Source organism: Vibrio olivae (genome assembly GCF_042428525.1).
In the GTDB taxonomy this organism is placed as follows: domain Bacteria; phylum Pseudomonadota; class Gammaproteobacteria; order Enterobacterales; family Vibrionaceae; genus Vibrio; species Vibrio olivae.
Window position 1 is genome coordinate 13395 of the sequence record NZ_JBHMEP010000014.1, and the last position, 25140, is coordinate 38534.

The 25140-nt window shown below is 46.1% G+C and carries 28 protein-coding genes and 9 tRNA genes; 26 read left to right on the plus strand and 11 right to left on the minus strand.

Going from position 1 to position 25140, the window contains the following annotated elements; all coding sequences use genetic code 11:
- The first annotated feature begins 16 nt into the window (after window positions 1-16).
- Window positions 17-1189, plus strand: coding sequence for a radical SAM family heme chaperone HemW (gene hemW, locus ACFFUV_RS21480; protein WP_390197319.1), 1173 nt, complete (start codon window positions 17-19; stop codon window positions 1187-1189).
- 36 nt (window positions 1190-1225) lie between these two features.
- Here the strand turns inward: hemW and glsB are convergent, their stop codons facing one another.
- Window positions 1226-2146 carry a glutaminase B gene (gene glsB / locus ACFFUV_RS21485; RefSeq protein WP_390197323.1) on the minus strand — a complete coding sequence of 307 codons (921 nt, stop codon included), beginning with the start codon at window positions 2144-2146 and terminating at the stop codon, window positions 1226-1228.
- Window positions 2147-2269: 123 nt separating this feature from the next.
- Window positions 2270-2989, minus strand: coding sequence for a tRNA (guanosine(46)-N7)-methyltransferase TrmB (gene trmB / locus ACFFUV_RS21490; protein ID WP_390197327.1), 720 nt, complete (start codon window positions 2987-2989; stop codon window positions 2270-2272).
- Window positions 2990-3162: 173 nt separating this feature from the next.
- Between trmB and mutY the strand changes: the two genes are divergently transcribed.
- From mutY to ACFFUV_RS21550, 12 genes are all read left to right on the plus strand, one after another.
- Window positions 3163-4212 (plus strand): A/G-specific adenine glycosylase, encoded by a 1050-nt coding sequence (gene mutY / locus ACFFUV_RS21495; RefSeq protein ID WP_390197330.1) that lies wholly within the window; start codon window positions 3163-3165, stop codon window positions 4210-4212.
- Between the two features lie 13 nt (window positions 4213-4225).
- A complete protein-coding gene (locus ACFFUV_RS21500; RefSeq protein ID WP_390197332.1) occupies window positions 4226-4501 on the plus strand; it encodes an oxidative damage protection protein in 276 nt (91 codons plus the stop codon).
- Window positions 4502-4611: 110 nt separating this feature from the next.
- Window positions 4612-5739, plus strand: a complete 1128-nt coding sequence (mltC, locus tag ACFFUV_RS21505; protein ID WP_390197335.1) for a membrane-bound lytic murein transglycosylase MltC — start codon at window positions 4612-4614, stop codon at window positions 5737-5739.
- A 109-nt stretch (window positions 5740-5848) separates the two neighbouring features.
- Window positions 5849-5924: transfer RNA gene (locus ACFFUV_RS21510), tRNA-Phe, on the plus strand.
- A gap of 53 nt (window positions 5925-5977) precedes the next feature.
- Window positions 5978-6053, plus strand: a tRNA-Thr gene (locus ACFFUV_RS21515).
- A 7-nt stretch (window positions 6054-6060) separates the two neighbouring features.
- A tRNA-Phe gene (locus ACFFUV_RS21520) sits at window positions 6061-6136 on the plus strand.
- 47 nt (window positions 6137-6183) lie between these two features.
- Window positions 6184-6259 (plus strand) — tRNA-Asn (locus ACFFUV_RS21525).
- Between the two features lie 737 nt (window positions 6260-6996).
- Window positions 6997-7072, plus strand: a tRNA-Phe gene (locus tag ACFFUV_RS21530).
- 44 nt (window positions 7073-7116) lie between these two features.
- Window positions 7117-7192 (plus strand) — tRNA-Thr (locus ACFFUV_RS21535).
- Window positions 7193-7224: 32 nt separating this feature from the next.
- A tRNA-Asn gene (locus ACFFUV_RS21540) sits at window positions 7225-7300 on the plus strand.
- 35 nt (window positions 7301-7335) lie between these two features.
- Window positions 7336-7411 (plus strand) — tRNA-Thr (locus ACFFUV_RS21545).
- A gap of 31 nt (window positions 7412-7442) precedes the next feature.
- Window positions 7443-7518, plus strand: a tRNA-Asn gene (locus ACFFUV_RS21550).
- 615 nt (window positions 7519-8133) lie between these two features.
- Here ACFFUV_RS21550 and ACFFUV_RS21555 read toward each other — a convergent pair.
- The 8 genes from ACFFUV_RS21555 to mlaF all read right to left on the minus strand — a co-directional run bounded on the left by ACFFUV_RS21555 (window position 8134) and on the right by mlaF (window position 13557).
- The gene (locus ACFFUV_RS21555) at window positions 8134-8871 is read right to left on the minus strand and encodes a 1-acylglycerol-3-phosphate O-acyltransferase (protein ID WP_390197338.1); all 738 of its coding nucleotides are present in this window, start codon (window positions 8869-8871) and stop codon (window positions 8134-8136) included.
- Between the two features lie 111 nt (window positions 8872-8982).
- Complete coding sequence (gene murA / locus ACFFUV_RS21560; protein WP_390197341.1) at window positions 8983-10248, minus strand: UDP-N-acetylglucosamine 1-carboxyvinyltransferase; 1266 nt, start codon at window positions 10246-10248, stop codon at window positions 8983-8985.
- Between the two features lie 9 nt (window positions 10249-10257).
- Window positions 10258-10512 (minus strand): BolA family iron metabolism protein IbaG, encoded by a 255-nt coding sequence (gene ibaG, locus ACFFUV_RS21565; RefSeq protein ID WP_390197344.1) that lies wholly within the window; start codon window positions 10510-10512, stop codon window positions 10258-10260.
- 9 nt (window positions 10513-10521) lie between these two features.
- A complete protein-coding gene (locus ACFFUV_RS21570) occupies window positions 10522-10833 on the minus strand; it encodes an STAS domain-containing protein (protein ID WP_390197347.1) in 312 nt (103 codons plus the stop codon).
- Entirely contained in the window at window positions 10833-11462 is a 630-nt protein-coding gene (locus ACFFUV_RS21575; RefSeq protein WP_390197485.1) for an ABC transporter substrate-binding protein, read from the minus strand. The genes ACFFUV_RS21570 and ACFFUV_RS21575 overlap by 1 nt, the downstream gene beginning before the upstream one ends.
- 25 nt (window positions 11463-11487) lie before the next feature.
- Window positions 11488-11970 carry an outer membrane lipid asymmetry maintenance protein MlaD gene (gene mlaD, locus ACFFUV_RS21580; protein ID WP_390197350.1) on the minus strand — a complete coding sequence of 161 codons (483 nt, stop codon included), beginning with the start codon at window positions 11968-11970 and terminating at the stop codon, window positions 11488-11490.
- A gap of 1 nt (window position 11971) precedes the next feature.
- Complete coding sequence (gene mlaE, locus ACFFUV_RS21585) at window positions 11972-12763, minus strand: lipid asymmetry maintenance ABC transporter permease subunit MlaE (protein WP_390197352.1); 792 nt, start codon at window positions 12761-12763, stop codon at window positions 11972-11974.
- Entirely contained in the window at window positions 12760-13557 is a 798-nt protein-coding gene (gene mlaF, locus ACFFUV_RS21590) for a phospholipid ABC transporter ATP-binding protein MlaF (protein WP_390197355.1), read from the minus strand. Before mlaF ends, mlaE begins: the two co-directional genes overlap by 4 nt.
- 245 nt (window positions 13558-13802) lie before the next feature.
- On the opposite strand from mlaF, the gene ACFFUV_RS21595 reads away from it, so the two are divergent.
- The 12 genes from ACFFUV_RS21595 (at window position 13803) to mgtE (ending at window position 23031) form a co-directional block, all read left to right on the plus strand.
- Window positions 13803-14768 carry a calcium/sodium antiporter gene (locus ACFFUV_RS21595; protein ID WP_390197359.1) on the plus strand — a complete coding sequence of 322 codons (966 nt, stop codon included), beginning with the start codon at window positions 13803-13805 and terminating at the stop codon, window positions 14766-14768.
- 26 nt (window positions 14769-14794) lie between these two features.
- Window positions 14795-15757 (plus strand): arabinose-5-phosphate isomerase KdsD, encoded by a 963-nt coding sequence (gene kdsD / locus ACFFUV_RS21600; RefSeq protein ID WP_390197361.1) that lies wholly within the window; start codon window positions 14795-14797, stop codon window positions 15755-15757.
- Window positions 15757-16314 carry a 3-deoxy-manno-octulosonate-8-phosphatase KdsC gene (kdsC, locus tag ACFFUV_RS21605; protein ID WP_390197364.1) on the plus strand — a complete coding sequence of 186 codons (558 nt, stop codon included), beginning with the start codon at window positions 15757-15759 and terminating at the stop codon, window positions 16312-16314. The genes kdsD and kdsC overlap by 1 nt, the downstream gene beginning before the upstream one ends.
- Window positions 16311-16874 (plus strand): LPS export ABC transporter periplasmic protein LptC, encoded by a 564-nt coding sequence (lptC, locus tag ACFFUV_RS21610; protein WP_390197367.1) that lies wholly within the window; start codon window positions 16311-16313, stop codon window positions 16872-16874. The genes kdsC and lptC overlap by 4 nt, the downstream gene beginning before the upstream one ends.
- The gene (gene lptA, locus ACFFUV_RS21615; RefSeq protein WP_390197370.1) at window positions 16855-17352 is read left to right on the plus strand and encodes a lipopolysaccharide transport periplasmic protein LptA; all 498 of its coding nucleotides are present in this window, start codon (window positions 16855-16857) and stop codon (window positions 17350-17352) included. Before lptC ends, lptA begins: the two co-directional genes overlap by 20 nt.
- Window positions 17353-17354: 2 nt before the next feature.
- Window positions 17355-18080 (plus strand): LPS export ABC transporter ATP-binding protein, encoded by a 726-nt coding sequence (gene lptB / locus ACFFUV_RS21620; protein ID WP_390197373.1) that lies wholly within the window; start codon window positions 17355-17357, stop codon window positions 18078-18080.
- Between the two features lie 48 nt (window positions 18081-18128).
- On the plus strand, window positions 18129-19634 hold the full coding sequence (locus ACFFUV_RS21625; protein WP_390197376.1) for an RNA polymerase factor sigma-54: 1506 nt from the start codon (window positions 18129-18131) through the stop codon (window positions 19632-19634).
- Window positions 19635-19659: 25 nt separating this feature from the next.
- Window positions 19660-19947, plus strand: a complete 288-nt coding sequence (gene hpf / locus ACFFUV_RS21630; RefSeq protein WP_390197378.1) for a ribosome hibernation promoting factor — start codon at window positions 19660-19662, stop codon at window positions 19945-19947.
- Between the two features lie 2 nt (window positions 19948-19949).
- Window positions 19950-20396 carry a PTS IIA-like nitrogen regulatory protein PtsN gene (gene ptsN, locus ACFFUV_RS21635; protein WP_390197380.1) on the plus strand — a complete coding sequence of 149 codons (447 nt, stop codon included), beginning with the start codon at window positions 19950-19952 and terminating at the stop codon, window positions 20394-20396.
- Window positions 20397-20410: 14 nt separating this feature from the next.
- Window positions 20411-21271 (plus strand): RNase adapter RapZ, encoded by an 861-nt coding sequence (rapZ, locus tag ACFFUV_RS21640; RefSeq protein ID WP_390197383.1) that lies wholly within the window; start codon window positions 20411-20413, stop codon window positions 21269-21271.
- A 5-nt stretch (window positions 21272-21276) separates the two neighbouring features.
- The gene (locus ACFFUV_RS21645) at window positions 21277-21558 is read left to right on the plus strand and encodes an HPr family phosphocarrier protein (RefSeq protein ID WP_390197386.1); all 282 of its coding nucleotides are present in this window, start codon (window positions 21277-21279) and stop codon (window positions 21556-21558) included.
- A gap of 114 nt (window positions 21559-21672) precedes the next feature.
- A complete protein-coding gene (gene mgtE, locus ACFFUV_RS21650) occupies window positions 21673-23031 on the plus strand; it encodes a magnesium transporter (RefSeq protein ID WP_390197388.1) in 1359 nt (452 codons plus the stop codon).
- An 83-nt stretch (window positions 23032-23114) separates the two neighbouring features.
- Here mgtE and pmbA read toward each other — a convergent pair whose 3' ends face one another.
- Complete coding sequence (gene pmbA / locus ACFFUV_RS21655) at window positions 23115-24458, minus strand: metalloprotease PmbA (protein WP_390197391.1); 1344 nt, start codon at window positions 24456-24458, stop codon at window positions 23115-23117.
- Between the two features lie 113 nt (window positions 24459-24571).
- Here pmbA and yjgA point away from each other — a divergent pair, with 113 nt between their 5' ends.
- Entirely contained in the window at window positions 24572-25099 is a 528-nt protein-coding gene (yjgA, locus tag ACFFUV_RS21660; RefSeq protein ID WP_390197394.1) for a ribosome biogenesis factor YjgA, read from the plus strand.
- Window positions 25100-25140 lie beyond the last annotated feature (41 nt).

A 25140-nucleotide genomic window follows, 5' to 3' on the forward strand; every position in this document is an offset into this window, starting at 1 on the left:
CATAAGCGAGATAGTCATGCTCACGCCTCCTGCACTTAGTTTGTATGTTCACATCCCATGGTGTGTACAAAAGTGCCCGTACTGTGATTTCAACTCTCATGAACTCAAAGAACAGATTCCTGAAGAGGGGTATATCAATGCCCTACTGGAAGATCTGGATACAGATATCGATCGGTATCAGCTAGCGAATAATCCACGCCGATTACATTCGATCTTTATCGGGGGCGGAACACCGAGTTTAATTTCGGCTCAAGGTATTGCCCAACTAATACAAGGCATTGCTAAGCGAATTGCATTTGAGGATCAGATTGAAATCACCATGGAGGCGAACCCCGGCACGATAGAAGCTGAGCGCTTTAAAGCCTATCAACAAGCCGGCATTACGCGTATTTCGATTGGCGTTCAGAGCTTTGAACAACAAAAACTGGAACGCCTAGGTCGAATTCATGGTCAGCAAGAGGCGGTGAATGCGGCGAAATTGGCGCATCAAATTGGCCTCAACAGCTTTAATTTGGATTTGATGCATGGCTTGCCTGATCAAAGCATAGAACAAGCATTGGCAGACCTCGATCAAGCCATTGCACTCGACCCGCCGCATCTGTCTTGGTATCAGCTGACGATTGAGCCTAATACTATGTTCTACTATAAACCGCCGACGTTGCCTGATGACGATGATCTGTGGGATATCTTTGAACAAGGGCACAAAAAACTGAGTGCGGCAGGCTATGTGCAATATGAAATTTCCGGCTATAGCAAGCCAGGATTTCAATGCCAACACAATCTTAACTATTGGCGCTTTGGGGACTATCTTGGTATAGGCTGCGGCGCTCACGGTAAGCTTAGTTTCTCCGATGGACGTATCATTCGAACCACAAAAATTAAGCACCCACGCGGCTACTTGGCGGCTTATCAAAATATGGTCAAACCGTATTTGGATCATGAACAGTTTGTGGCTGACCAAGACCGTCCTTTTGAATTTTTTATGAATCGCTTTCGGCTGCTTGAAGCCTGCCCTAAACAAGATTTTGTCTCTACCACAGGGTTGCCACTGCAAACGATTCAACCCACCATCGATTGGGCCTTGAACAAGGGCTATTTACAGCAAACTGAAACACATTGGCAAATTACGGAACAAGGTAAGCTGTTTCTCAACGACCTATTAGCCGCCTTCATGCCTGAAGACGAGTAGCAAAGCAAAGGGAGCATCACGCTCCCTTTTTTAAGCTTAAAATATGGATCGGCCCATCCGCTCGGAGAGTAATTCGAGAGCCTGCGTTCCGGCCAAAGAGTTACCCGAACGATCCAACTCTGGCGACCATACTGCGATCGTCATATCCCCCGGCACAATCGCAATAATGCCGCCGCCAACTCCAGATTTACCGGGCATACCGACACGATAAGCAAACTCACCCGCACCATCGTACAGACCACATGTTGCCAGCAAAGCATTCAGCTGTTTAGATTGCGTTTCGGTCACAATGCGCTTACCGCCATCAACCATACATCCTTTATTGGCGAGATAGCTGAAGGTTCTAGCCAAATCGACACAGCTTAATTTGATCGCACAGGCATGAAAGTAGTTATTGAGTACTGGAATGACTTCGTTGTCAAAATTTCCAAACGCTCGCATTAGGTAGGCGATCGCGGCGTTGCGATCACTGTGCATCATTTCTGAAGCGGCCACCACTTTGTCATAAACCACATGCGGGTTACTCGATAACTTACGCACAAATTCAAGCAAACGCTGACGCGGTGCGGATAAGCGGGATTGCAGCATATCGGCAACAATAATCGCGCCTGCGTTGATAAACGGATTACGCGGAATCCCCTGCTCCATTTCAAGCTGAATCATTGAGTTAAATGCTTGACCAGAAGGCTCTTTGCCCACTCGCTGCCAAAGCTCATTAGGCAGGTATAGCCCCATCGCTAATGTCAGGCTCAGCACTTTAGAAATCGACTGAATCGAAAATGCTTCATGCGCATCACCAGCAGTGATCATGTCGCCTTGATTGGTATACACCGCGATCCCCAATTTATGATTCGAGACTTTGGCTAACGCCGGAATATAATCTGCAACCTTTCCTTGACCGATTAACGGACGAACTTCTTCCAGTATCGCGGTTAACATTTCTGCGTTCGGTTTCATTTAGTGCTTACCTCACAAACCCTGCTGTCGCAAATGACATTTTGCTGGCTAATAAAAACAACAAAGCCAACATTAAATAATGTCGGCTTGGCTAGAATACGTGATAACGTCAGAGATTAAAACTTAGCTAACTCGCTGATATTTAATATCCCAAACCCCATGACCTAGACGCTGCCCACGAGCTTCAAACTTAGTTAACGGTCGATCGTCAGGGCGCTCAACAAATTGCCCATTTTGCGCAATGTTCTGATAACCAGGCGCTTGCTCCATCACTTCAATCATATGTTCAGAGTAGTTTTCCCAATCTGTCGCCATATGGAAAATACCTTCGCCAAGAATCAATTTTTGACGAATCATTTCTGCAAATTCAAGCTGAACAATGCGGCGTTTATGGTGGCGTTTCTTATGCCATGGGTCTGGGAAAAACAGCTGCAATGTCGTTAAGCTATTATCAGGAATCATATGCTCAAACACTTCAACCGCATCATGACACATGACGCGCAGGTTAGTGACGCCTGCGTCACGTGCAGAAGCTAAACATGCCCCCACACCCGGGCTATGAACTTCAATGCCGATAAAGTTTTTCTCTGGGGCATTTTTTGCCATTTCAACTAGAGAAGCACCCATACCAAAACCGATTTCAAGCACAACCGGGTTGTCGTTACCAAACACTTCATTCCAATTGAGCCGTTGAGGTTGGTAATCAATACCCATGGTTGGCCAGCACTCGTTCATCGCTGCCTCTTGACCTTTGGTCAGACGGCCTTCACGACGCACAAAACTGCGTACTTTACGGATCAATTTGCCGTCTTGGTTATATTCGTTGGTGGTCACTTCACTCATTGGTTTCGCCTGTTTAAAATTTGCTCTCGCCTCAAAGGGCTTGTGATTATCCAAAGAATTAGCTTTGGTGCAAGCAGAAAGATAAAACCACACCAAATGTCGGTTGTACATTTCACTCAGAATGTGGTGCAATTTTGCACCTAATTATATGTATAACTCATGTAGAGCAAGTCGTGACTCCTTTTGCTAAGGCTATTTTAAACTGGTATGACGCCTATGGGCGTAAAGAGCTTCCGTGGCAACATAACAAAACCGCCTATAGTGTTTGGTTATCGGAAATTATGTTGCAGCAAACCCAAGTAGCAACCGTTATTCCCTATTATCAGCGCTTCCTTGAACGTTTTCCTACCGTGACTGACCTTGCCGAAGCTGAGCAAGATGAAGTACTGCACCTATGGACCGGACTTGGTTATTACGCGAGAGCACGTAATCTGCATAAAGCGGCCCAAGTGGTTGCGAAGCAATACGCTGGTGAATTTCCAACCGACATCGAGCAAATGAATGCGTTGCCAGGCATAGGCCGCTCAACCGCAGCTGCGATTCTGTCATCGGTGCATAAACAGCCTCACGCTATCTTGGATGGTAATGTGAAACGCACACTTGCGCGTGCATTTGCAGTGGAAGGTTGGCCGGGACAAAAAGCCGTTGAGAATAAGCTTTGGACAATCGCCCAAACGCACACACCAGACCACGATGTCGATAAATACAATCAAGCGATGATGGATATGGGGGCAATGGTCTGCACTCGCAGCAAGCCTAAATGTACTTTGTGCCCAATTCAATCGATGTGTGTGGCCTATAAACAAGGCAATCCACTCGACTACCCAGGCAAAAAGCCGAAAAAAGACAAACCCGTCAAAGAGACTTGGTTTATCATGCTTCACCATGATAATCAGGTATGGCTTGAGCAACGTCCACAAAGCGGAATCTGGGGTGGGCTCTTTGCGTTTCCCGAGAACACAGACGCGGATATCACTCAGCAATTGGAAAACCGAGGCATTTCTTCCTCAATCATTACTCAGCATAAAACGTTAATTGCATTTCGCCATACCTTTAGTCATTACCATTTAGACATTACCCCAATACTGGTTGATGTTTCACAGCAACCGCATGTGATAATGGAAGGCAGTAAAGGTCTTTGGTATAACTTATCTCAACCGGAACAAGTAGGGCTGGCAGCCCCAGTGAAGCAGCTGCTAGAAACTCTGCCGTACGAACTTTAATCAAGGAGTCGTTATGAGCCGCACTGTATTTTGTGCTCGACTAAATAAAGAAGCCGAAGGGCTCGATTTTCAACTTTATCCAGGAGAACTGGGTAAACGTATTTTTGATAACATCTCAAAAGAAGCATGGGCTCAGTGGCAACATAAGCAAACCATGCTGATCAACGAGAAAAAACTCAACATGATGGATCCTGAACATCGTAAGCTGATCGAAACGGAAATGGTCAATTACTTGTTTGAAGGCAAAGATGTGCAAATTGATGGTTACACGCCTCCGAGTGAGCAGTAAATAGAACTAGATTCAGATTTCTCTGATTTAGTCGGACGAATATTTGCATCCCTGATAATAAATGACATCATTACTGATGCTTTGGTGTCATTTATGTTAGGTAAAAAAGTATGAGAAAGCTTTGCTACTTTTTGAGTCTGCTTGTCTTGACCGGCTGTAGCCGAGAATTCGTTGAAAGTATTTATCAAGTCGATTACGAACCCACCAATCGATTTGCCAAAAATCTCGCCCAATTACCCGGTCAATTTACCAAAGACACCAAAGCGCTGGACTCTCTGATCGGCAACTTTACCAATAGTATCGAAAAAAAGTGGGGTAGCCGGGAAATCAAATACGCCGGCAAAAGTAACTACGTTAAGTACATCGATAATTACCTCAGTCGCTCAGAAGTTAACTTTTCTAAAGGGACAATTGTTGTTGAAACTGTCTCTCCGACCGACCCGAAATCGCACCTCAAAAACGCCATTGTCACGACACTATTAACGCCAGATGATCCGGCGAATGTCGATCTTTTTTCTTCAAAATCGATTCGCCTTGAAGGCCAGCCATTTCTCTACAATCAGGTCGTTGACCAAGATAAAAAACCGATTAAATGGTCTTGGCGAGCAAATCGTTATGCCGACTTTTTGATCGCGCACTATCTCAAAGTCAAACAAGTGGATTTTAAAAAGGCGTATTACGTTGAAATCCCTATGGTCGAGAATCAGATAGAAATTCGCGGCTATAAATACGCCGATATTGTCCGCCGAGCTTCGCGCAAATATGACATTCCAGAAGACTTGATTTACGCCATCATCAAAACCGAAAGCAGCTTTAATCCTTATGCCGTCAGTTGGGCCAACGCGTATGGGTTAATGCAAGTCGTACCTAAAACCGCAGGGCGTGATGTCTTTCAAATCGTTAAGAAGCGGCGTGGTCAACCGTCACCAGAATATTTGTTTAATCCAGAAAACAATATCGACACGGGCACCGCCTATTTCTATATTCTTAAAAATCGATACTTGAAAGATGTACGTAACGCAACCTCTCTCGAGTACAGCATGATTTCCGCCTACAACGGTGGCACAGGTGGCGTGCTTAATACTTTCAGCTCCAATCGAACTCGAGCGATGCGAGACTTAAATTCTCTCAAACCAAACCAAGTTTATTGGGCACTGACCAACAAACACCCGAACTCTGAGTCACGACGATATTTACAAAAAGTCACCAATTACAAACGAGAATTTAACGGCGGCTAAGCGCAATGACTTAAATCGGCTAAATTCGCAGCAGTTAACTCGTTTTTTGTTTTTTTTTCCAAAAACAAGTTGACGCCAAGCTCGAAAATCCGTTTAATAGCGCTCCGTTGCCCGGATAGCTCAGTCGGTAGAGCAGAGGATTGAAAATCCTCGTGTCGGTGGTTCGATTCCGCCTCCGGGCACCACAATTTGATTGTTGGTGTCTTTAGATATCAATATGCACAAAGAATATTAGTGTGCCGACTTAGCTCAGTAGGTAGAGCAACTGACTTGTAATCAGTAGGTCACCAGTTCGATTCCGGTAGTCGGCACCATTCTTTTGCCTCGATAGCTCAGTCGGTAGAGCAGAGGATTGAAAATCCTCGTGTCGGTGGTTCGATTCCGCCTCGAGGCACCATTATTTGGTGCTATCGTTCCTTTAAATAGGAAACATAGACAAATAATTCCCCCTTAGTTCAGTTGGTAGAACGGCGGACTGTTAATCCGTATGTCGCAGGTTCGAGTCCCGCAGGGGGAGCCACTTTTAAAAAAACCGTGTCGCAAGACGCGGTTTTTTTTATACCTAAAGCTCCTGATTTGTACCAAATCACTGTCTCAGACCTAGCCGGCCGCGTTCAGTCCCGCAGGGGGAGCCACTTTTAAAAAGACCGTGTCGCAAGACGCGGTTTTTTTATATCTAAAGCTCCTGATTTGTACCAAATCACTGTCTCAGACCTAGCCGGCCACGTTCAGTCCCGCAGGGGGAGCCACTTTTAAAAAGCCGTGTCGCAAGACGCGGTTTTTATACCTAAAGCTCCTGATTTGTACCAAATCACTGTCTCAGACCTAGCCGGCCACGTTCAGTCCCGCAGGGGGCGCCACTTTCAAAAAAGTCTTTCAACAACCCGTCACCTTTTTAGACCTAAAGCTTGAGACTTGAATGTGAGTCTCGACTTCCCAGCTCTGATTTCAAAAATGCATCTCTCTAGAGTGATACGTCTGAAGCGCCACACTCTAATTGGCTCTTGATAGAGCGAAGTATGCACTTTGAGCACAAATGTATCGTTAGTGACTAAAAGAAAACATTAGTTGGGATTTTCTTGCTAACAATCATGATTAAAGTCATCACGAAAACAGCACAACGCCCCCTGCCCATCATCGTTTTTTGTTTATAAATGAGCAAAAACACCACATTGAGTACAGAAAAACAACAAACGATATTTTTTTTCTATTTTAATGTTGACCTCTAAGACGAAAAGTCTTTTAATACACCCCGTTGCCTCGATAGCTCAGTCGGTAGAGCAGAGGATTGAAAATCCTCGTGTCGGTGGTTCGATTCCGCCTCGAGGCACCATGTTTACGTTGTTGGTGCAAAGTACGAGCAACATAAAAAATTGGGCCGACTTAGCTCAGTAGGTAGAGCAACTGACTTGTAATCAGTAGGTCACCAGTTCGATTCCGGTAGTCGGCACCATTTCTCTCTTAGAGAGTTTTAAAACAATTTATTCCCCCTTAGTTCAGTTGGTAGAACGGCGGACTGTTAATCCGTATGTCGCAGGTTCGAGTCCCGCAGGGGGAGCCACTTTCTTCATTAAGCATTGCTTGATGGAATTCGGAGCCGACTTAGCTCAGTAGGTAGAGCAACTGACTTGTAATCAGTAGGTCACCAGTTCGATTCCGGTAGTCGGCACCATTCTCTCTTAGAGAGAAATAAAACAATTTATTCCCCCTTAGTTCAGTTGGTAGAACGGCGGACTGTTAATCCGTATGTCGCAGGTTCGAGTCCCGCAGGGGGAGCCAATTTAAAAAAGCCGTGTCGCAAGACGCGGTTTTTTTATACCTTAAAGCTCCTGATTTGTACCAAATCATTGTCTCAGACCTAGCCGGCCACGTTCAGTCCCGCAGGGGGAGCCAATTTAAAAAAGCCGTGTCGCAAGACGCGGTTTTTTTATACCTAACGCTCCTGATTTGTACCAAATCATTGTCTCAGACCTAGTCGGCCACGTTCAGTCCCGCAGGGGGAGCCAATTTAAAAAGCCGTGTCGCAAGACGCGGTTTTTTATACCTAAAGCTCCTGATTTGTACCAAATCATTGTCTCAGACCTAGCCGGCCACGTTCAGTCCCGCGGGGAGCCATTTTAGGAAGCCTCATCTTCTTCAGATTGGGCTTTTCTCTTATCTAAGCATCTCTAGGTATCTCGTGACGAAATAAATCTTTAGACAAATCACTCGCCTATTTACGTGAGAAAAGCAATACGCATTAATTTAGGCTAAGTCACGCATCAACGATAAAGTCTTGTCCTGTGCAGCCACAGGCCCCTTCAGAAGCAAGGAATAGAGCTAACCTAGCGATATTATCGCTACCCCAGAAACAAAAAACCAGTGAAGATTCACTGGTTTTTCAAGTATTCGCGTTTATTTTACGCCTTCTGCTTGATTACGCTGAGCGACTTCAGCATCAAGCTCGGCGAGCTTATCTTTCATTTGCTGATGGCAGAGGTTGGCTAATTGACGAACATTTTGCTTGCTGTAATCCTCGGTACTAACCACTGGAAGCATCTCAACAATCACGTGACCATTATTCCAACGGTTTAATTTCAGCCCGTCGGTTGAGCTACAGACAATCGGAATAATAGGGACTTCTGCCCCCACCGCGGCATGAAACGCACCGGTTTTAAATGGAAGTAAGCCTCGACCGCGAGAACGCGTGCCCTCTGGGAACATCCATACCGATACATCCGTTTTCTTAATACTATCGACAACTTGGTCAATGGTCCCTACCGCTTTAGAGCGATTAGCACGGTCAATCAGAATATTACCGGTTAACCAGTACAGCTGACCAAACAAGGGTAACCATGCCAAGCTCTTTTTACCCACTGTCACGACTTTTGGCGTGACAGCCGCAGAGACGGTGAACATATCCCAGTTACTTTGATGGTTAGCAATATAAATATGCTGACCGCGAGAGTATGCATCTTCCGGTAAACGTAGTTCTAGTTTGATGCCGAACAGGCGCGATAAGGAAGCAAAATAACGTCCAAAGCGAAACACATGTTTTGGATTACGTGGACTCAATAAGCAGTAACCACAACCAAAAACAAACATCACAATTGCCCAAATCGTGACAGCCAATACACGTAACAGTGCAATCATTCTGGGTCTCCGAAAAAATGACCAAATCAAGTTAACTATTATGCTGATAACTCGTTTTATATAAAAAAGCCGAAACAGTTGTTTCGGCTTTACGTCTCAACGGTGATGAGTTTACCCTGTCTCAGACACGCGCTCAATGTTTGCGCCTAAAGCAGAGAGCTTGTCCTCAATTTTTTCGTAACCACGATCAATATGATAGATACGATCAACAATGGTCTCGCCTTTGGCAATGCAGCCAGCGATCACTAGACTTGCTGAAGCACGAAGGTCTGTCGCCATCACTTGTGCCCCACTGAGGCGATCAACATCACCACAGATCACGGTGTTGCCTTCAATTTCTGCTTTTGCTCCCATGCGCATCAGCTCTGGCACGTGCATAAAACGATTTTCAAAAATGGTTTCGGTGATCACACCACCACCTTTCGCCATCATGTTAAGCAGCGTAAACTGCGCTTGCATATCTGTCGGGAAGCCAGGATGTGGCGCGGTTCTCACCGTTACCGCTTTAAGCTCACGTCCGGTCATATCTAGGCTGATCCAATCATCGCCTATTTCGATCTTCGCGCCAGCATCTTCAAGTTTCGCCAGCACCGCATCAAGCAAATGCGCTTTGGTGTTGCGACAGACAATCTTACCGCCAGAGACTGCAGCCGCAACAAGGAAAGTTCCGGTTTCGATACGGTCAGCGACAACCGCGTGTTGTCCGCCACCTAAACGCTCGACACCTTCGATAGTAATCGTATCAGTGCCAGCACCTGAGATTTTGGCACCTAGCGTATTAAGAAAATCAGCAGTATCGACAATTTCAGGCTCACGAGCAGCGTTATCAAGTACCGTTTTACCTTCTGCTAACGTCGCCGCGCACATGATGGTAATCGTGGCACCAACGCTAACTTTATCCATAACGATGTGCGCACCTTTGAGGCGACCATCGACACTTGCTTTGACATAACCATCTTCAAGTTCGATCTTCGCGCCCAGCTGCTCTAACCCGTGAATATGCAAATCGACAGGTCGAGCACCAATCGCGCAACCACCAGGAAGTGAGACTTGGCCTTGACCAAAACGAGCAACCAAAGGCCCCAGTGCCCAAATTGACGCACGCATGGTTTTCACCAAATCATACGGTGCACAAAACTCGTTAATCTGGCTTGGGTCAACGTGCACAGAGCCATTACGTTCAACTTTGGCGCCTAAACGTTTGAGGAGCTCCATCGTCGTGTCAATGTCTCGCAAATGAGGAACATTGCTCACTTGTACAGGCTCTTCAGCCAAAATCGAAGCAAACAAAATCGGTAATGCGGCGTTTTTGGCACCTGAAATAGTCACTTCACCACTTAGCGGTTTATCTGACCCTATAACTCGAAACTTTTCCATTAATCAACCTTACAGTGACATCAACTTCTTATCACGAGCCCACTCGTCTGGCGTGTAAGCTTTAATGGATACAGCGTGAATGTCGTTTCTTTGAATGTATTCCATCAGCGGCGCATAAATCATTTGCTGTTTCTTCACGCGGCTCATGCCATCGAAACACGCGTCAACAGCGATCACTTCATAGTGACTGCCTTCGCCTTTTACGTGAAGTTCTTCTATTTGTAATGCCGCTGCGAGTATTTGTTGTACTTGTGCGCTATCCACACTTCACCCCTAAATTGTTTTGATATGGTCCGCCAGAATAGCGTCTGCGTTACTGAGATTCACTAGCATCAGCAATTTTTCTGGCACAAAACTCAGCATTATATGACAGTTTTGTTTTTTTGCATGCTCTATTAAGTGAATCAACAATACCATGCCAGCAGAATCGACACGGTCAACCCGCTCTAAAGACAACTCCATACCACCAGATTCAGGCGTCCATTGTTTTATATACGACCAAAGAGCAGGGACTGTTAATCGGTCAAGAGCGCCAGACAAAGTCACTTGGTCATCCGCTGCGCGGTGCCACTGAGGATGTGTCATTACTGCTTACTCTCGAAACGAATCGGCTGTGCCGCCAAGGACTCAAGCTCTTTTGCTACCGACAAAATACCGTCTTGGCGCAGTTTTCCACTCCACTCCGACTGTTTACTCGACAACAAGCTAATCCCTTCTGCAATCATATCAAACGCTTCCCAATCTCCGCTTTTGTCTTTGCGTAGTTTGAACTCGAGATTAATGTTTGGTCGTGGTGTATCAATAATATCGACTTTAATGCTGGTGATACGTTCTTGATCATCAATTTTGGGCTCAGGACCAAATTTTACTGTTTGATCAGTATATTGCGTTAAAACTTGTGCATAAGAACTGACCAAGTATTGATGAAAAGCCTCAATAAATTCACCCACATCTTCGCGCTTCGCGCCTTTCAAATTGGTTCCTAACAGTTTCAACGCCGCATACTTGCTGTTGACGTACGGCATCAACTCCTCTTCAACAATCGTTTTAAGGTAGTTAGGATCTTGATGAATACGAGTTTGCTCAGCGGTTAAGCGAGCAAAAGTCTGTCCGGACACTTGCTTCATCATTTGATACGGCTGAGTTTTATCGATTTCAGCGGCTTGCCCTACTAACGAAAGCGATAGCCCCAGTGCAGCGACAAGCGCCATCATCCAATTTTTCAACATACTTAGTTCCTTACTGGTCCGAATCTGAGTTACCACTGCTGTAAAGGAATTGACCAATCAAATCCTCCAGCACCATTGCTGACTTCGTATCTTCAATGAAGTCACCCTCTTTCAGCATCTCTTCATCATCAAAAACAAATCCAGGCGTCAGCCCCAAGTATTGTTCACCAATTAATCCTGAGGTCAGTATTTGTAAACTCGAGGTATCAGGAAATTGGTCAAATTGACGATCGACAGCAATGCTGACAACCGGCACCAAACGTTCGCGGTCTAGATCGATGTTAGTCACTCGTCCAACTACCACGCCGCCAACTTTGACCGGCGACCGAACTTTTAGGCTACCGATGTTATCGAACCTTGCTTTCAGGGTGTAAGTATCACCCGATCCAAATCCCTTAACGTCAGCAACTTGAAAAATCATGACTAAAATTGCGCAAATTCCAGCCAGAACAAAGCTGCCGACCCATAATTCTGTTTTTCTTGTTGGTTGCATATTAATTTCCAAACATCAAAGCAGTTAGTACAAAGTCTAAGCCTAAAACTGCAAGTGAAGAGTGAACCACGGTTCTAGTTGTGGCTCGACTGATTCCTTCTGAAGTAGGAATCGCGTCATACCCGTTAAATAAAGCGATCCAAGTGACGGTAATCGCAAACACCGCACTCTTAATTAAGCTGTTGCCGATATCTTGGCCAAATTCGACCGAGGACTGCATCGCGGACCAAAAGCTGCCATTATCAATGCCTTTCCAGTCCACGCCGACCAATTGGCCGCCCCAAATACCGACCGCAATAAAGATCATGGTCAGTAGCGGCATTGAAATCACCCCCGCCCACAAGCGAGGCGCAATAATACGCTTTAAAGGGTCAACCGCCATCATCTCGAGGCTCGAGAGTTGCTCAGTGGCTTTCATTAACCCAATTTCAGCGGTCAACGCTGAGCCAGCACGTCCTGCAAACAGCAAAGCGGTCACAACAGGCCCCAGCTCTCGCAATAACGACAGCGCCACCATTTGGCCTAAGGCACCTTCAGCACCGAAGTCCACTAAAATCACATAGCCTTGTAAGCTAAGCACCATGCCAATAAAGAGTCCGGAAAGGACAATTATGATCAGTGATTGAACACCAACGCTATAAAGTTGTTGAATAAGTAGCGGAAAGTGCTTGATAGGCCGCGGTTTTGACCAAACCGCTCCCCATAACATTAAACTGGCGCGCCCAAAAGCCGCGCAAACCGATAAAGAGCGTCGCCCAGTCGCTGCCACCCACTCGGTAATACTGGCTATCATTCAAATAAATCCTTCGCTAGATTGTCTGCTGGGTAACGAAATGGAACGGGTCCATCGGCTTCCCCAGTCAAAAATTGTTGGACTCGCGGATCGCTATTTTGACGCAATTCCTGTGGCGTACCACTCGCAATCACTTTGCCATCGGCCAATAGATAAACCCAATCAGCAATGCTCATGACTTCAGGCACATCATGGGAAACCACAATTGAGGTCAAATCTAACGCCTGATTAAGATTACCGATGAGCTCCACCAGCACACCCATCGTGATCGGATCTTGGCCGACAAACGGCTCATCAAACATGATCATTTGCGGATCAAGAGCAATCGCACGCGCTAATGCAGCGCGCCTTGCCATACCGCCTGAGAGCTCGCTAGGCATCAACTGCGCGGCCCCGCGTAAACCAACCGCTTCCAGCTTGAGTAAAACCAATGAACGAATCAACGTTTCATCAAGATCCGTATGTTCACGCAATGGAAAAGCGACATTATCAAACACCGACAGATCGGTGAATAATGCGCCAGACTGAAACAGCATGCTCATCTTTTTACGTTCTGCATAAAGCTCAGTACGGCTTAATGTTGGTATATTGTGGCTATCGAACCAAATTTCACCCTTTTCAGGCGCGATTTGTCCGCCAATAAGACGCAATAAGGTTGTTTTACCGATACCAGAAGGGCCCATGATCGCCGTCACCTTACCTTTTGGCACGTGCAAGCTAATATCATCAAATATTTTCCTTGAACCTCTTGAAAAGGTTAAGTTTTTTATTGTGACCAAATCTTCTTGGCTCATAGTTAACTCTTTGCATGCTGCGTTTATTGATGGCAATCATAAGCAGATTGAAATCGAATTAAAAGCACTGTTCGATTATTTACCCTTGATTTACTTTTACTTTGCTTGGTGATGGATCGAGCAAAAATTCCTTAACCGATTTAAAAAAAGCAGACATTAAATGCGATGTTCAGCTTCCCTTTTCCTATCCAAACCGTCAAAATTAGCGGTTAATTTGTTGGTCTTAGAATTATTTAAGGATAGTCATGTTAACAGCTGTTGCGCTCCTCGTTGTGGGCTTAGTATTACTGGTTTGGAGTGCGGATAAATTAGTATACGGTTCGGCAGCTCTTGCACGTAACTTTGGTATCTCACCTTTGGTCATCGGCATGACGATTCTTGCAATGGGCTCTTCCGCTCCCGAGATGATGGTTTCTGCGACCGCAGCGCTTAGCGGTAAAACCGATACCGCTGTCGGCAACGTCCTTGGTTCGAACATCGCCAACATCGCGCTCATTCTTGGGATTACTGCTCTAATCAAACCCCTGTCTATTAGTTCCGGTGTACTGCGCAGAGAATTGCCTTTAATGATTGGCGTCACCCTCGTGGCAGGGGCGATCTTGTGGAACGACTTACTCGGATTTTATGAAGGGGTTCTGCTGTTTGTCCTATTCGCCGCTTTTATTCTCGCCATGATGCATATTAGCCGCAAAGATCAGAACAAAAACGACAGCATGTTGTCTGACCAAGAGTCAGAGGTTCCCCAAGGTGTCAGTAATGGAAAAGCCGCTTTTTGGGTTGTTGTCGGCTTAGTTCTGCTCCCCGTCTCTGCTGATATTCTGGTTGATAATGCAGTGATCATCGCCAAATACTTCGGAATGAGTGACTTAGTTATAGGCCTAACCATCATCGCAATTGGAACCAGCTTACCAGAATTGGCGGCTTCTCTAGCAGGCGTGCTCAAAGGCGAAGATGATATGGCAGTGGGCAACATCATCGGTTCAAATGTATTTAATATTCTCGCCGTAATGGGCATCCCCGGTATCATTAATCCTTCTGTGATTAATGAGTATGCGATGGGGCGTGATTTTTGGGTGATGCTTGGTGTATCCCTATTGCTTGTCGTGATGGCGTTGGGTAAATCTCGTAGCATCAACCGTATCGAAGGAATGATTTTATTTTTGAGCTTTGTCGCTTACCAAAGCTATTTATTTATGAACATGGCTGCCTAAGCCTTTCCGTCTTTCGGAGAACTTGAATGTTTGACTATCGCTCTGCCGCATTAGAAGTACTAAATACCGAAATTGCAGCGCTGCAACAGCTTGATCAGTACTTTGATCAGCACTTCCTTGATGCCTGTGACATGATTTTGGCCAACAAAGGCAAAGTCGTGGTGATGGGCATAGGTAAATCTGGCCATATCGGCAATAAAATAGCGGCAACCTTAGCCAGTACCGGAACGCCAGCGTTTTTTGTTCACCCTGGTGAAGCCGCGCATGGTGATCTGGGGATGATTGCCCCTGGTGATATTGTGCTCGCAATTTCAAACTCTGGTGAATCACAAGAGATTCTTGCCCTGTTTCCCGTTCTTAAACGCTTACAAATAAAAATCATCAGTATGACGGGCAATCCGCAATCGAATATGGCGAAGTTGTCTGAAGGGCATTTGTGTATTCATGTTCCCAAAGAAGCGTGTCCTTTAGGGTTAGCGCCCACCTCAAGTGCAACCGCAACCTTAGTGATGGGGGATGCATTAGCGGTCTCCTTACTTCAAGCTCGCGGCTTTACAGCCGAAGACTTTGCCCTCTCCCATCCGGGCGGTGCGTTAGGACGTAAATTGCTGCTTAAATTGTCTGACATTATGCACCTTGGCGATGATTTACCCATGGTCACACCTCAAACTCTGATCCGTGATGCCCTGCTTGAAATCAGCCAAAAAGGCTTAGGGATGACCGCGGTTATCGATGATAAACAGCACCTACTGGGTATTTTTACTGATGGCGATTTACGGCGAATTCTCGATAAACGCATTGATATTCATACCACAGCAATCCGTGACGTCATGACCGAGAATCCAACGGTTGCCCATCCGGACATGTTGGCTGCAGAGGGCCTAAATTTAATGCAATCAAAGAGCATTAATGGTTTACTGCTTTGTGACCACAATAAACTGGTTGGTGCACTCAATATGCATGATCTACTGCGTGCGGGGGTAATGTAATGACAACCATGGTAGAAACACTGTATGGTCCAGTCGAACAGTCCACTTATCTTATCGCTAAACAGATCAAACTGCTGATCTGCGATGTCGATGGCGTCTTTTCCGATGGCCTGGTGTATATGGGAAATGACGGCGAAGAGCTAAAAACGTTTCACACCCGTGACGGCTATGGCGTTAAGTCGCTGATGAACGCTGACATTGAAGTGGCGATCATTACCGGCCGTAACTCTAAGATCGTAGAAAATCGCATGCGTGCACTGGGTATTTCTTTGGTTTATCAAGGCCAAGATGACAAAGTCAAAGCGTACCTAGACATTTGCCGCCAGCTAAATATTGACCCGCAGCATACCGGCTATATTGGTGATGACTTGATCGACTGGCCGGTGATGGAAAAAGTGGCACTGCGTGTTTGCGTTGCCGATGGTCACCCCCTACTTCGCCAACGTGCCAACTACGTCACCCACATTCCTGGCGGGCGTGGTGCAGTGCGCGAAGTGTGCGACCTGATCTTGCAAGCTCGCGGTGAACTAGATGTGCATAAAGGACTGAGTATATGAGTTTGACTCGTATTGGTTACGTTCTTTTGGTGTTTGTTGTCTGCTGGTGCGGATATTATCTTATTGAACGCCAAGAAAGTTACGATCAACAGGTCGAACCAAATAGCGAATTACCAATGTTTAGCGGCCAAAACTTAACCAACACTTCGTATAATGAAGAGGGGATCCGCAGCTATGTGATCACCTCAGAACACCTCGACCACTTCGCTAAAAGTGGTGATACTGTTTTTGCACAACCGGTGCTAAAAGTGTACAAAGAAGGGGATATTCACGAGTGGGAAGTCACCGCAGACGAAGGTGTTCTTGATAAAGACCATGTTCTAACGCTAAAGGGCAATGTAAAAGCAAAAAACCTTCTTCCTGACTCAGGTTTTGATACATTAACCACCATAGAGCTGAGCATTCAGTTAGACAATAGAGATTTTTGGGCAGACAATCAGGTCACTCTGGTTGGGCCGCAGTTTGAAACAGTGGGACAAGCAATGAAAGGCAACTTTGCCGATAACACCGCTGTTCTTTACGAGCATGTACAAGGTAGATATGAAACTCTTACACCTTAGCCTCATGGCTTGCTTGATGGTTTCATCGAGCGCAATGGCGTTATCAACAGACCGGGACCAACCCGTCTATATCGATTCCGATAGCCAGCAACTGGATATGCAAAGCAACAAAGTCACCTTTACCGGTGATGTTAAGCTCAAGCAAGGCAGCATTAATATTAATGCGGATAAAATTATCGTCACTCGCGGCGCAAAAGATGGCGCAATTCAAGAAATTGAAGGCTATGGAAATCTCGCGACATTTTCTCAGCTCACCGATGATGGCAAAACCTTATACGGTGAAGCCAAAGAGTTGTACTACAAAATGGCTGATGACCAGCTAACGATGATCAACCAAGCCATGCTCTCGCAAGACGATAGCGTGATTAAAGGCTCACAAATTCGTTATAAAATCTCTTCGCAAAAGCTGATTGCCGATGGCAAACAGAGTGGCGATCGTGTCTCAACCGTATTACAGCCTCAAGCCGTTGAAGAGTAACTATGGCCTTATTGAAAGCAGAACATTTAGCAAAAAGTTATAAAAGTCGCCGAGTGGTTTCCGATGTCAGTTTGCAGGTGGAATCCGGTCAGATTGTGGGGCTACTTGGTCCAAACGGAGCAGGAAAAACCACTTCGTTCTATATGATTGTTGGTTTGGTCGCACGCGATGAAGGTAGCATCATGATTGATGATACCGACATCAGTATTCTGCCGATGCATAGCCGCTCACGCATGGGTATTGGCTATTTGCCGCAAGAAGCATCGATTTTTCGTAAACTTTCGGTACGCGACAATATCATGGCAGTGCTGGAAACTCGTGAAGAACTGACCCGCGAACAGCGCCAAGATAGACTGGAAGATTTATTGGAAGAGTTTCATATCCAGCACATTCGTGACAGTGCAGGTATGGCACTATCTGGTGGTGAGCGTCGACGCGTTGAAATAGCACGTGCGCTCGCCGCGAACCCTAAATTCATTCTTTTGGATGAACCTTTTGCAGGCGTTGACCCTATTTCAGTTATCGATATTAAGAAGATCATCGAGCATTTACGAGATAGAGGTCTTGGAGTCTTGATTACCGACCACAATGTGCGAGAGACTCTAGATGTTTGTGAAAAAGCATACATCGTTAGCCAAGGTAACTTAATTGCCGAAGGCACACCTGAGCAAGTCCTCAGTAATGAGCAAGTAAAACAGGTGTATCTAGGCGAACAGTTCCGGCTATGATAAAAATATATCAGTAAGATTCTTAAGGATTAAGGCAAGTACGACTGAATGAAACCCTCATTACAACTTAAACTGGGCCAACAGTTAGCAATGACACCGCAACTGCAGCAAGCGATCCGCCTGCTGCAGCTGTCAACTTTGGATCTTCAACAGGAGATTCAAGAAGCGTTGGATTCCAACCCACTGCTAGAAGTCGAAGAAGGCGCTGAAGAGAGCGGTCAAAATGATGAGCTCAATAGCGCCAATAGCAGTAGTGAAGCTGAAAATGAGGTTAAAGAGCCAACCGTTGATGTCGCCGATAGCGAAGCTGACCCACAAGATAGCTCAGAATTAATTGAGAAATCAGAAATTAGTTCTGAATTGGAAATCGATACGACGTGGGACGATGTCTATAGCGCCAACTCCGGTAGCACAGGCCTTTCTCTTGATGATGATGCGCCTGTTTATCAAGGTGAAACCACCGAGTCCTTACAAGATTATCTAATTTGGCAGCTTGATTTGACGCCATTTAGCGACACTGACCGCATGATCGCCATGTCATTAATCGACGCCATCGATGATTACGGTTATCTCACTCTGTCACTAGAAGACATTGTTGAAAGCCTCAATACCGAAGGCGTGGAGCAAGAAGAAGTTGAACTGGATGAAGTGGAAGCGGTGCGCAAGCGCATTCAGCAGTTTGATCCGCTAGGTGTCGCTTCGGTCAATTTGCAAGATTGTTTATTGCTTCAACTCGGTACCTATCCAGAAGATACACCGTGGCTCAATGAAGCAAAAGAGGTGTTACTCAACTATATTGATCATCTCGGCAACCGCGACTATCGCCAAATCATTAAAGACACTAAACTGAAAGAGACGGATCTGAAAGACGTTCTTCGCCTCATTCAGCAACTTGATCCACGCCCGGGAAGTCGTATAGCCTCGGACCATGCGGAATACGTGATTCCCGATGTATCCGTATTTAAGGATCACGGAAAATGGGTGGTAACCATCAACCCTGACAGCGTACCACGATTAAAAGTTAATCAGCAGTACGCCAGTTTAGGTAAAGGTAACAGCGCAGACAGTCAATACATACGAACCAATTTGCAAGAAGCGAAGTGGCTAATTAAAAGTTTGGAGAGCCGAAACGAAACCTTACTCAAAGTTGCGAAGTGTATCGTTGAACATCAACGCGATTTCTTTGAGTATGGGGAAGAAGCCATGAAACCTATGGTGCTCAATGATGTAGCCATGGCCGTAGACATGCATGAATCCACAATTTCACGGGTGACCACCCAGAAATATATGCATACGCCACGTGGTATCTTTGAGTTGAAATACTTTTTCTCAAGTCACGTCAGTACTGACAATGGCGGAGAATGTTCATCAACTGCAATCCGCGCACTGATTAAAAAATTGGTCGCATCTGAAAACACAGCCAAACCGCTGAGTGACAGTAAAATTGCAGCACTACTAGCTGACCAAGGGATTCAGGTAGCTAGGCGAACCATCGCTAAGTATCGTGAATCACTAGGTATTGCCCCTTCAAGTCAGCGTAAACGCCTACTTTAAGGCCTACAACCGAGAAGGAAAGTCTATGCAAATCAACATTAATGGCCACAACATTGATCTGACCGATTCAATGCAAGACTATGTAAACGAAAAGTTTCAAAAGCTCGAACGATTCTTTGATCACATCACCAACGTTCATGTGGTTCTGCGTGTTGAAAAAGTCACGCAAATCGCCGAAGCTACCCTTCACGTAAGTCAGGGCGAAATCCACGCCTCCGCTGAAAACGAAAACATGTATGCTGCTATCGATGCGCTGGTCGACAAACTGACGCGCCAGTTGAATAAGCACAAAGAAAAACTAATCAATCATTAATCATGCGACTAAATGAAATATTGACAGTGGACTGCACCAAAAGTGCAGTCCACTGCACGAGTAAGAAACGCGCTCTAGAAATGATCAGCGAACTCGTAGCCCAACAAACAGGTCAAAGCTCAACGGAGCTATTTGAATGTATGCTCAGCCGCGAAAAAATGGGCAGCACCGGAATTGGCAATGGTATCGCCATTCCACATGCGCGTATGCAGTCAAGTCAAAAGGCGGTTGCAGTACTTCTTCAATGTGATGAGGCAATTGAGTTTGGATCAGTCGATAACCGTCCGGTTGATCTGTTGTTTGCCTTGCTGGTGCCAGATGAACAGTGCAAAGAGCATCTTAAAACGCTATCCAGCATGGCAGAACGCTTGAGTGATAAGCAGGTATTAAAACAGTTACGTAAGGCTCAAAGTGATCAAGAGCTCTACGACATTATGGTTAATCAGTAAGAGAACTCCTTGCTATGCGTCTAATCGTCGTCAGCGGTCAATCTGGGGCTGGTAAAAGTGTCGCTCTGCGCGTCCTTGAAGATTTAGGTTACTACTGTGTTGATAATTTACCAGTCAACCTGTTGATTCCATTTATCGACTCAGTGGAAGACAGCAAACAGAATGTGGCTGTCAGCCTCGATATCCGCAACCTCCCAAAAGACCCGCAGCTGGTCGCTGACACGTTAGATCAACTCAAGCAAGACACCGAAGTGAACGTGCTGTTTCTTGATGCCAGTAAAGAAACACTGCTTAAACGCTATAGCGAAACTCGTCGCATTCATCCTTTGTCTATCGGTCAGGAAAACTCCCTCGAGCAAGCAATTGAAGAAGAAAAACGTGTTCTTCTGCCACTTCGCGATCACGCAGATCTGATCCTCGACAGCAGCAATAAATCCCTGCATGAGCTGAGTGAGGCAGTACGCATGCGAGTGGAAGGCCGCGAACAGAAAAAGCTGATCATGGTGTTTGAGTCATTTGGTTTTAAATATGGCCTGCCCAGTGACGCCGATTATGTCTTCGATGTTCGCTTCCTGCCTAATCCGCATTGGGATCCCGCTTTACGTCCGATGACTGGTCTTGATACTCCCATCAAATCCTTTTTAGAAAACTACCCAGAAGTTCTCGAGCTCAAGCAGCAGATACAATTCTTTTTTGAAAACTGGCTCGATCTTCTACAAAAAAATAACCGCAGTTATCTCACTGTTGCCATTGGCTGTACTGGCGGTAAACATCGCTCGGTGTACATCGCTCAGCAGTTGGGTGAATACTTTTCCAGCCTAGGACACCAAGTACAAATTCGTCATACTGGCCTTGAAAAAGAACCCAAGGAATAACCGACATGTCGCAGCAAGAAAGCCGTACTGTCTTAATTCAAAACCGCTTAGGGCTGCATGCTCGTGCTGCCATCAAACTCGTCGAGTTAGCTCAATCATTTGAATCGATACTGACCATAGAAAACCGTGAGGGTAAACAAGCCACCGCCGATGGGGTCATGGGTTTGTTGATGCTGGAATCGGCGCAAGGCGAAGAAGTCACGATTCATGCTCAGGGGCCTGATGCCAGTGACGCACTAGAAGCGGTTTGTCACCTTATTGAAGATAAATTCGACGAAGGTGAGTAACTCCCTCCCTAATAAAGAAAAATATTTGTTCGCCTTCCTATTAACTTGTTAAACAAGCTCTAAAATTAAGTTACTATTCAGAGCATTGTACACACAGAGAGTCAGGGGGAACCAATGGCAGAGCAAATAGAGTTTGACCAAGCTCACCAAGCCCTCCAAGAAGTCAGCGAGGCTCTGGAAAATGGCCGTTTCGTCCATGTCCGTCGTCAATTGCAAGACATGGAACCGGAGGATATCGCCCATCTATTAGAAGCTTCGCCACGAAAAAGCCGTGAAGTGTTATGGCAACTGGCTGACCCCGAAGATTATGGTGACATCCTCGATGAGTTAAACGAGGATGTGAAAGACGATTTGGTCTCCAAAATGGATCCCGAAATGTTGGTGGAAGCCACTGAAGGGATGGATACCGATGACATGGCTTACGTACTACGAAGCCTACCTGACGATCTTTCACAAGAAGTCCTGTCGCAGATGGACAGCGCTGACCGTTTACGGGTCGAAACCGCGCTCTCCTACCCAGAAGATTCCGCCGGTAGCTTGATGAACACCGACGTCATCACTATTCGTGCTGACGTGGATGTGGACGTAGTATTACGCTATTTACGGATTCTTGGTGAAATTCCCGAAGCAACCGACGCCATTTATGTCATCGATGCCGAAAATAAGCTAATTGGCTATTTGTCACTAACCACGCTTATCACCACGCAACCTGATGTAAAAGTTCACGACGTGATGGAAAGCAGTAGTGATGCGATTGAAGTCACAATGAGTGACTCCGATGTCGCCAGTTTGTTTGAGCGTCGTAACTGGGTGTCTGCTCCAGTGATTGATGAGCATCAACAACTGGTGGGCCGCATTACCATCGATGACGTCGTTGACGTTATTCGTGAAGACGTTGAGCACTCGATGATGAGTATGGCGGGTATGGATGATGACGAAGATACCTTTGCGCCGGTCGTAAAATCAGCTCGCAGACGGAGTATTTGGCTCGGCGCAAACGTGCTGGCAGCACTGGCTGCAGCTTCTGTTTCTAACATGTTTGAAAATACCTTAGAACAGATGGCGGCCATTGCCGTATTGATGACCATCGTGCCTTCAATGGGCGGGGTTGCGGGTAACCAAACCGTTGCTCTAGTGATTCGCGGCTTAGCACTCGGTCATATCGGTGACGCGAACCGCCGAGAACTGTTGTTAAAAGAGGCCGCTGTTGGTTTACTCAACGGTATTTTATGGGCCACCATCATTGGCGGTATCGTGGTCGCGTGGAAAGGTAACTGGGTGCTTGGTGGTATCATATCGGCCGCCATGCTCACCAACTTATTTGTTGCCGGCGTCGCTGGGGTCATGATTCCGGTACTGCTCAAAAAGATGAATATTGATCCGGCACTCGCCGGAGGAATGGCCTTAACCACCGTGACCGATGTCATCGGTCTTTCAGTGTTCTTAGGTTTAGCGACGATCTTGCTCACCTAGTTCATCTGTATAGTTTTGATTGGTGTGATGTCTTTACAACGAAAAAGCCCAGCAAATGCTGGGCTTTTTTTAAAGCTAGAAACTTACTCACCAGCGACTTTCATCGATTCAAGTAGGATAGAGCCCGTTTGAATTTGTGAGCGCGTCTCGATGTCTGAGCCCACCGCCACGATTTGACTGAACATATCTTTTAGGTTGCCAGCAATCGTGATCTCCGAAACTGGGTATTGAATCTCACCATTTTCGACCCAGAATCCTGCAGCGCCTCGAGAATAATCACCGGTCACAGTATTAACCCCTTGCCCCATCACTTCGGTAACAAGTAAACCAGTACCAAGTTCACGTAGCATTTGACGATAATCTTGCCCCGTTGACGAGACAAACCAGTTATGAATCCCTCCAGCATGACCCGTCGGGGTCATCTTCATTTTACGCGCAGCGTAACTGGTCAAAAGATAAGTCGCCAACACACCATCGGTAATGATGTCACGATCTTGAGTCGCCAAACCTTCATTATCAAATGGACTGGACGCGAGACCACGCAGAATATGGGGCCGCTCAGCAATGTTAAACCACTGCGGCAAAATACGCTCACCCAACTTATCCAGTAGGAAAGAAGATTTGCGATATAAGTTGCCACCACTGATCGCCATCACCAAATGGCCGATCAAGCCAGTGGCAACATCCGCTGCAAACATCACCGGATACTTTCCGGTAGCCAAACGCTTGGCATCTAAACGACTTACGGTTTTTTCAGCCGCTTGCAGACCGACTTGCTCTGGCTTAAAAAGATCGTCACGGTGGCGCGCGACACTGTAGCTGTAATCACGTTCCATTTCACCGTTGCTGCCTTGACCAATAACACAGCAGCTGATGCTATGGCGGCTCGATGGATAGCTCGCCACTAAGCCGTGACTGTTGCCATACACTTTTACACCATAGTGACTGTCATAGCTTGCTCCATCACTTTGCTTGATTTTGCTGCTGTAGCCCAGTGCATGTTGCTCAGCTTCAATCGCTTGCTGCGCAGCATAATCTGGGTCAGGCGTGTCAGGATGGAACAAATCGAGGTCTGGAATCTCCTTAACCATCAACTCCGCAGGAGCAGGACCAGCGAATGGGTCTTCAGAGGTATACTTGGCAATGTCTAACGCGGCGAGTACCGTTTCACGAATCGCTTTTTCACTTAAGTCAGAGGTGGATGCACTGCCTTTGCATTGGCCCCGATAAACGGTAATGCCCAGAGCACCATCGCTATTGAATTCAACATTTTCGACTTCACGCATGCGAGTAGAAACGCTTAATCCGGTACTTTTGGTGATCGCCACTTCAGCGGCGTCAGACTTCTCGGCGGCAATCTCTAATGCTTTAGAAACGGCGGCTTCAAGCTCAACACGTTGCTGAGCGACTTGCTGTTTTACGTCCATATCTCTTTCATTCATTTTGTGTTGAACAGATAGAATAACAAGAATTTCGCTTTCTCCCCACGATTCTTGTTAAAATAGAGAAATATTATTTCATAGAACATACAGGCAAAAAAATGGCTCGTAAGAATAAAAAAGCGCCATGGGAACCAGAAGAAGAGATTATCTGGGTCAGCAAATCAGAAATGAAGCGCGATATGGAAGAGCTACAACAACTCGGTGAAGAGTTGGTGGCGCTCAAACCTTCAGTCCTTGAAAAATTTCCTCTTGATGATGATCTGTTTGACGCCATCAAAGACGCACAACGCTTTAAAAATGAAGCCCGTCGTCGACAATTACAGTTTATCGGTAAATTGATGCGTAATATCGACCCTGAGCCGATTCAAGCCGCGCTGGATAAAGTACGCAACAAGCACTCTCAGCAAACAGCGGTACTGCATAAACTTGAGAAGCTGCGTGATGACGTCGTGGAAAAAGGCGATGAAGCCATCGCAGAAGTGATGGAGCTGTACCCACAAGCAGATCGCCAGCGACTACGTCAATTAGCTCGCCAAGCAGCAAAAGAAAAACAAGCGGGTAAACCAGCTAAAGCCTACCGTGAGATTTTTCAAATTCTCAAAGAGTTAAATGACGAGGAATACTAATCGCCTTTTCAGTATAAAAAAAGCTGGCCTAGAGCCAGCTT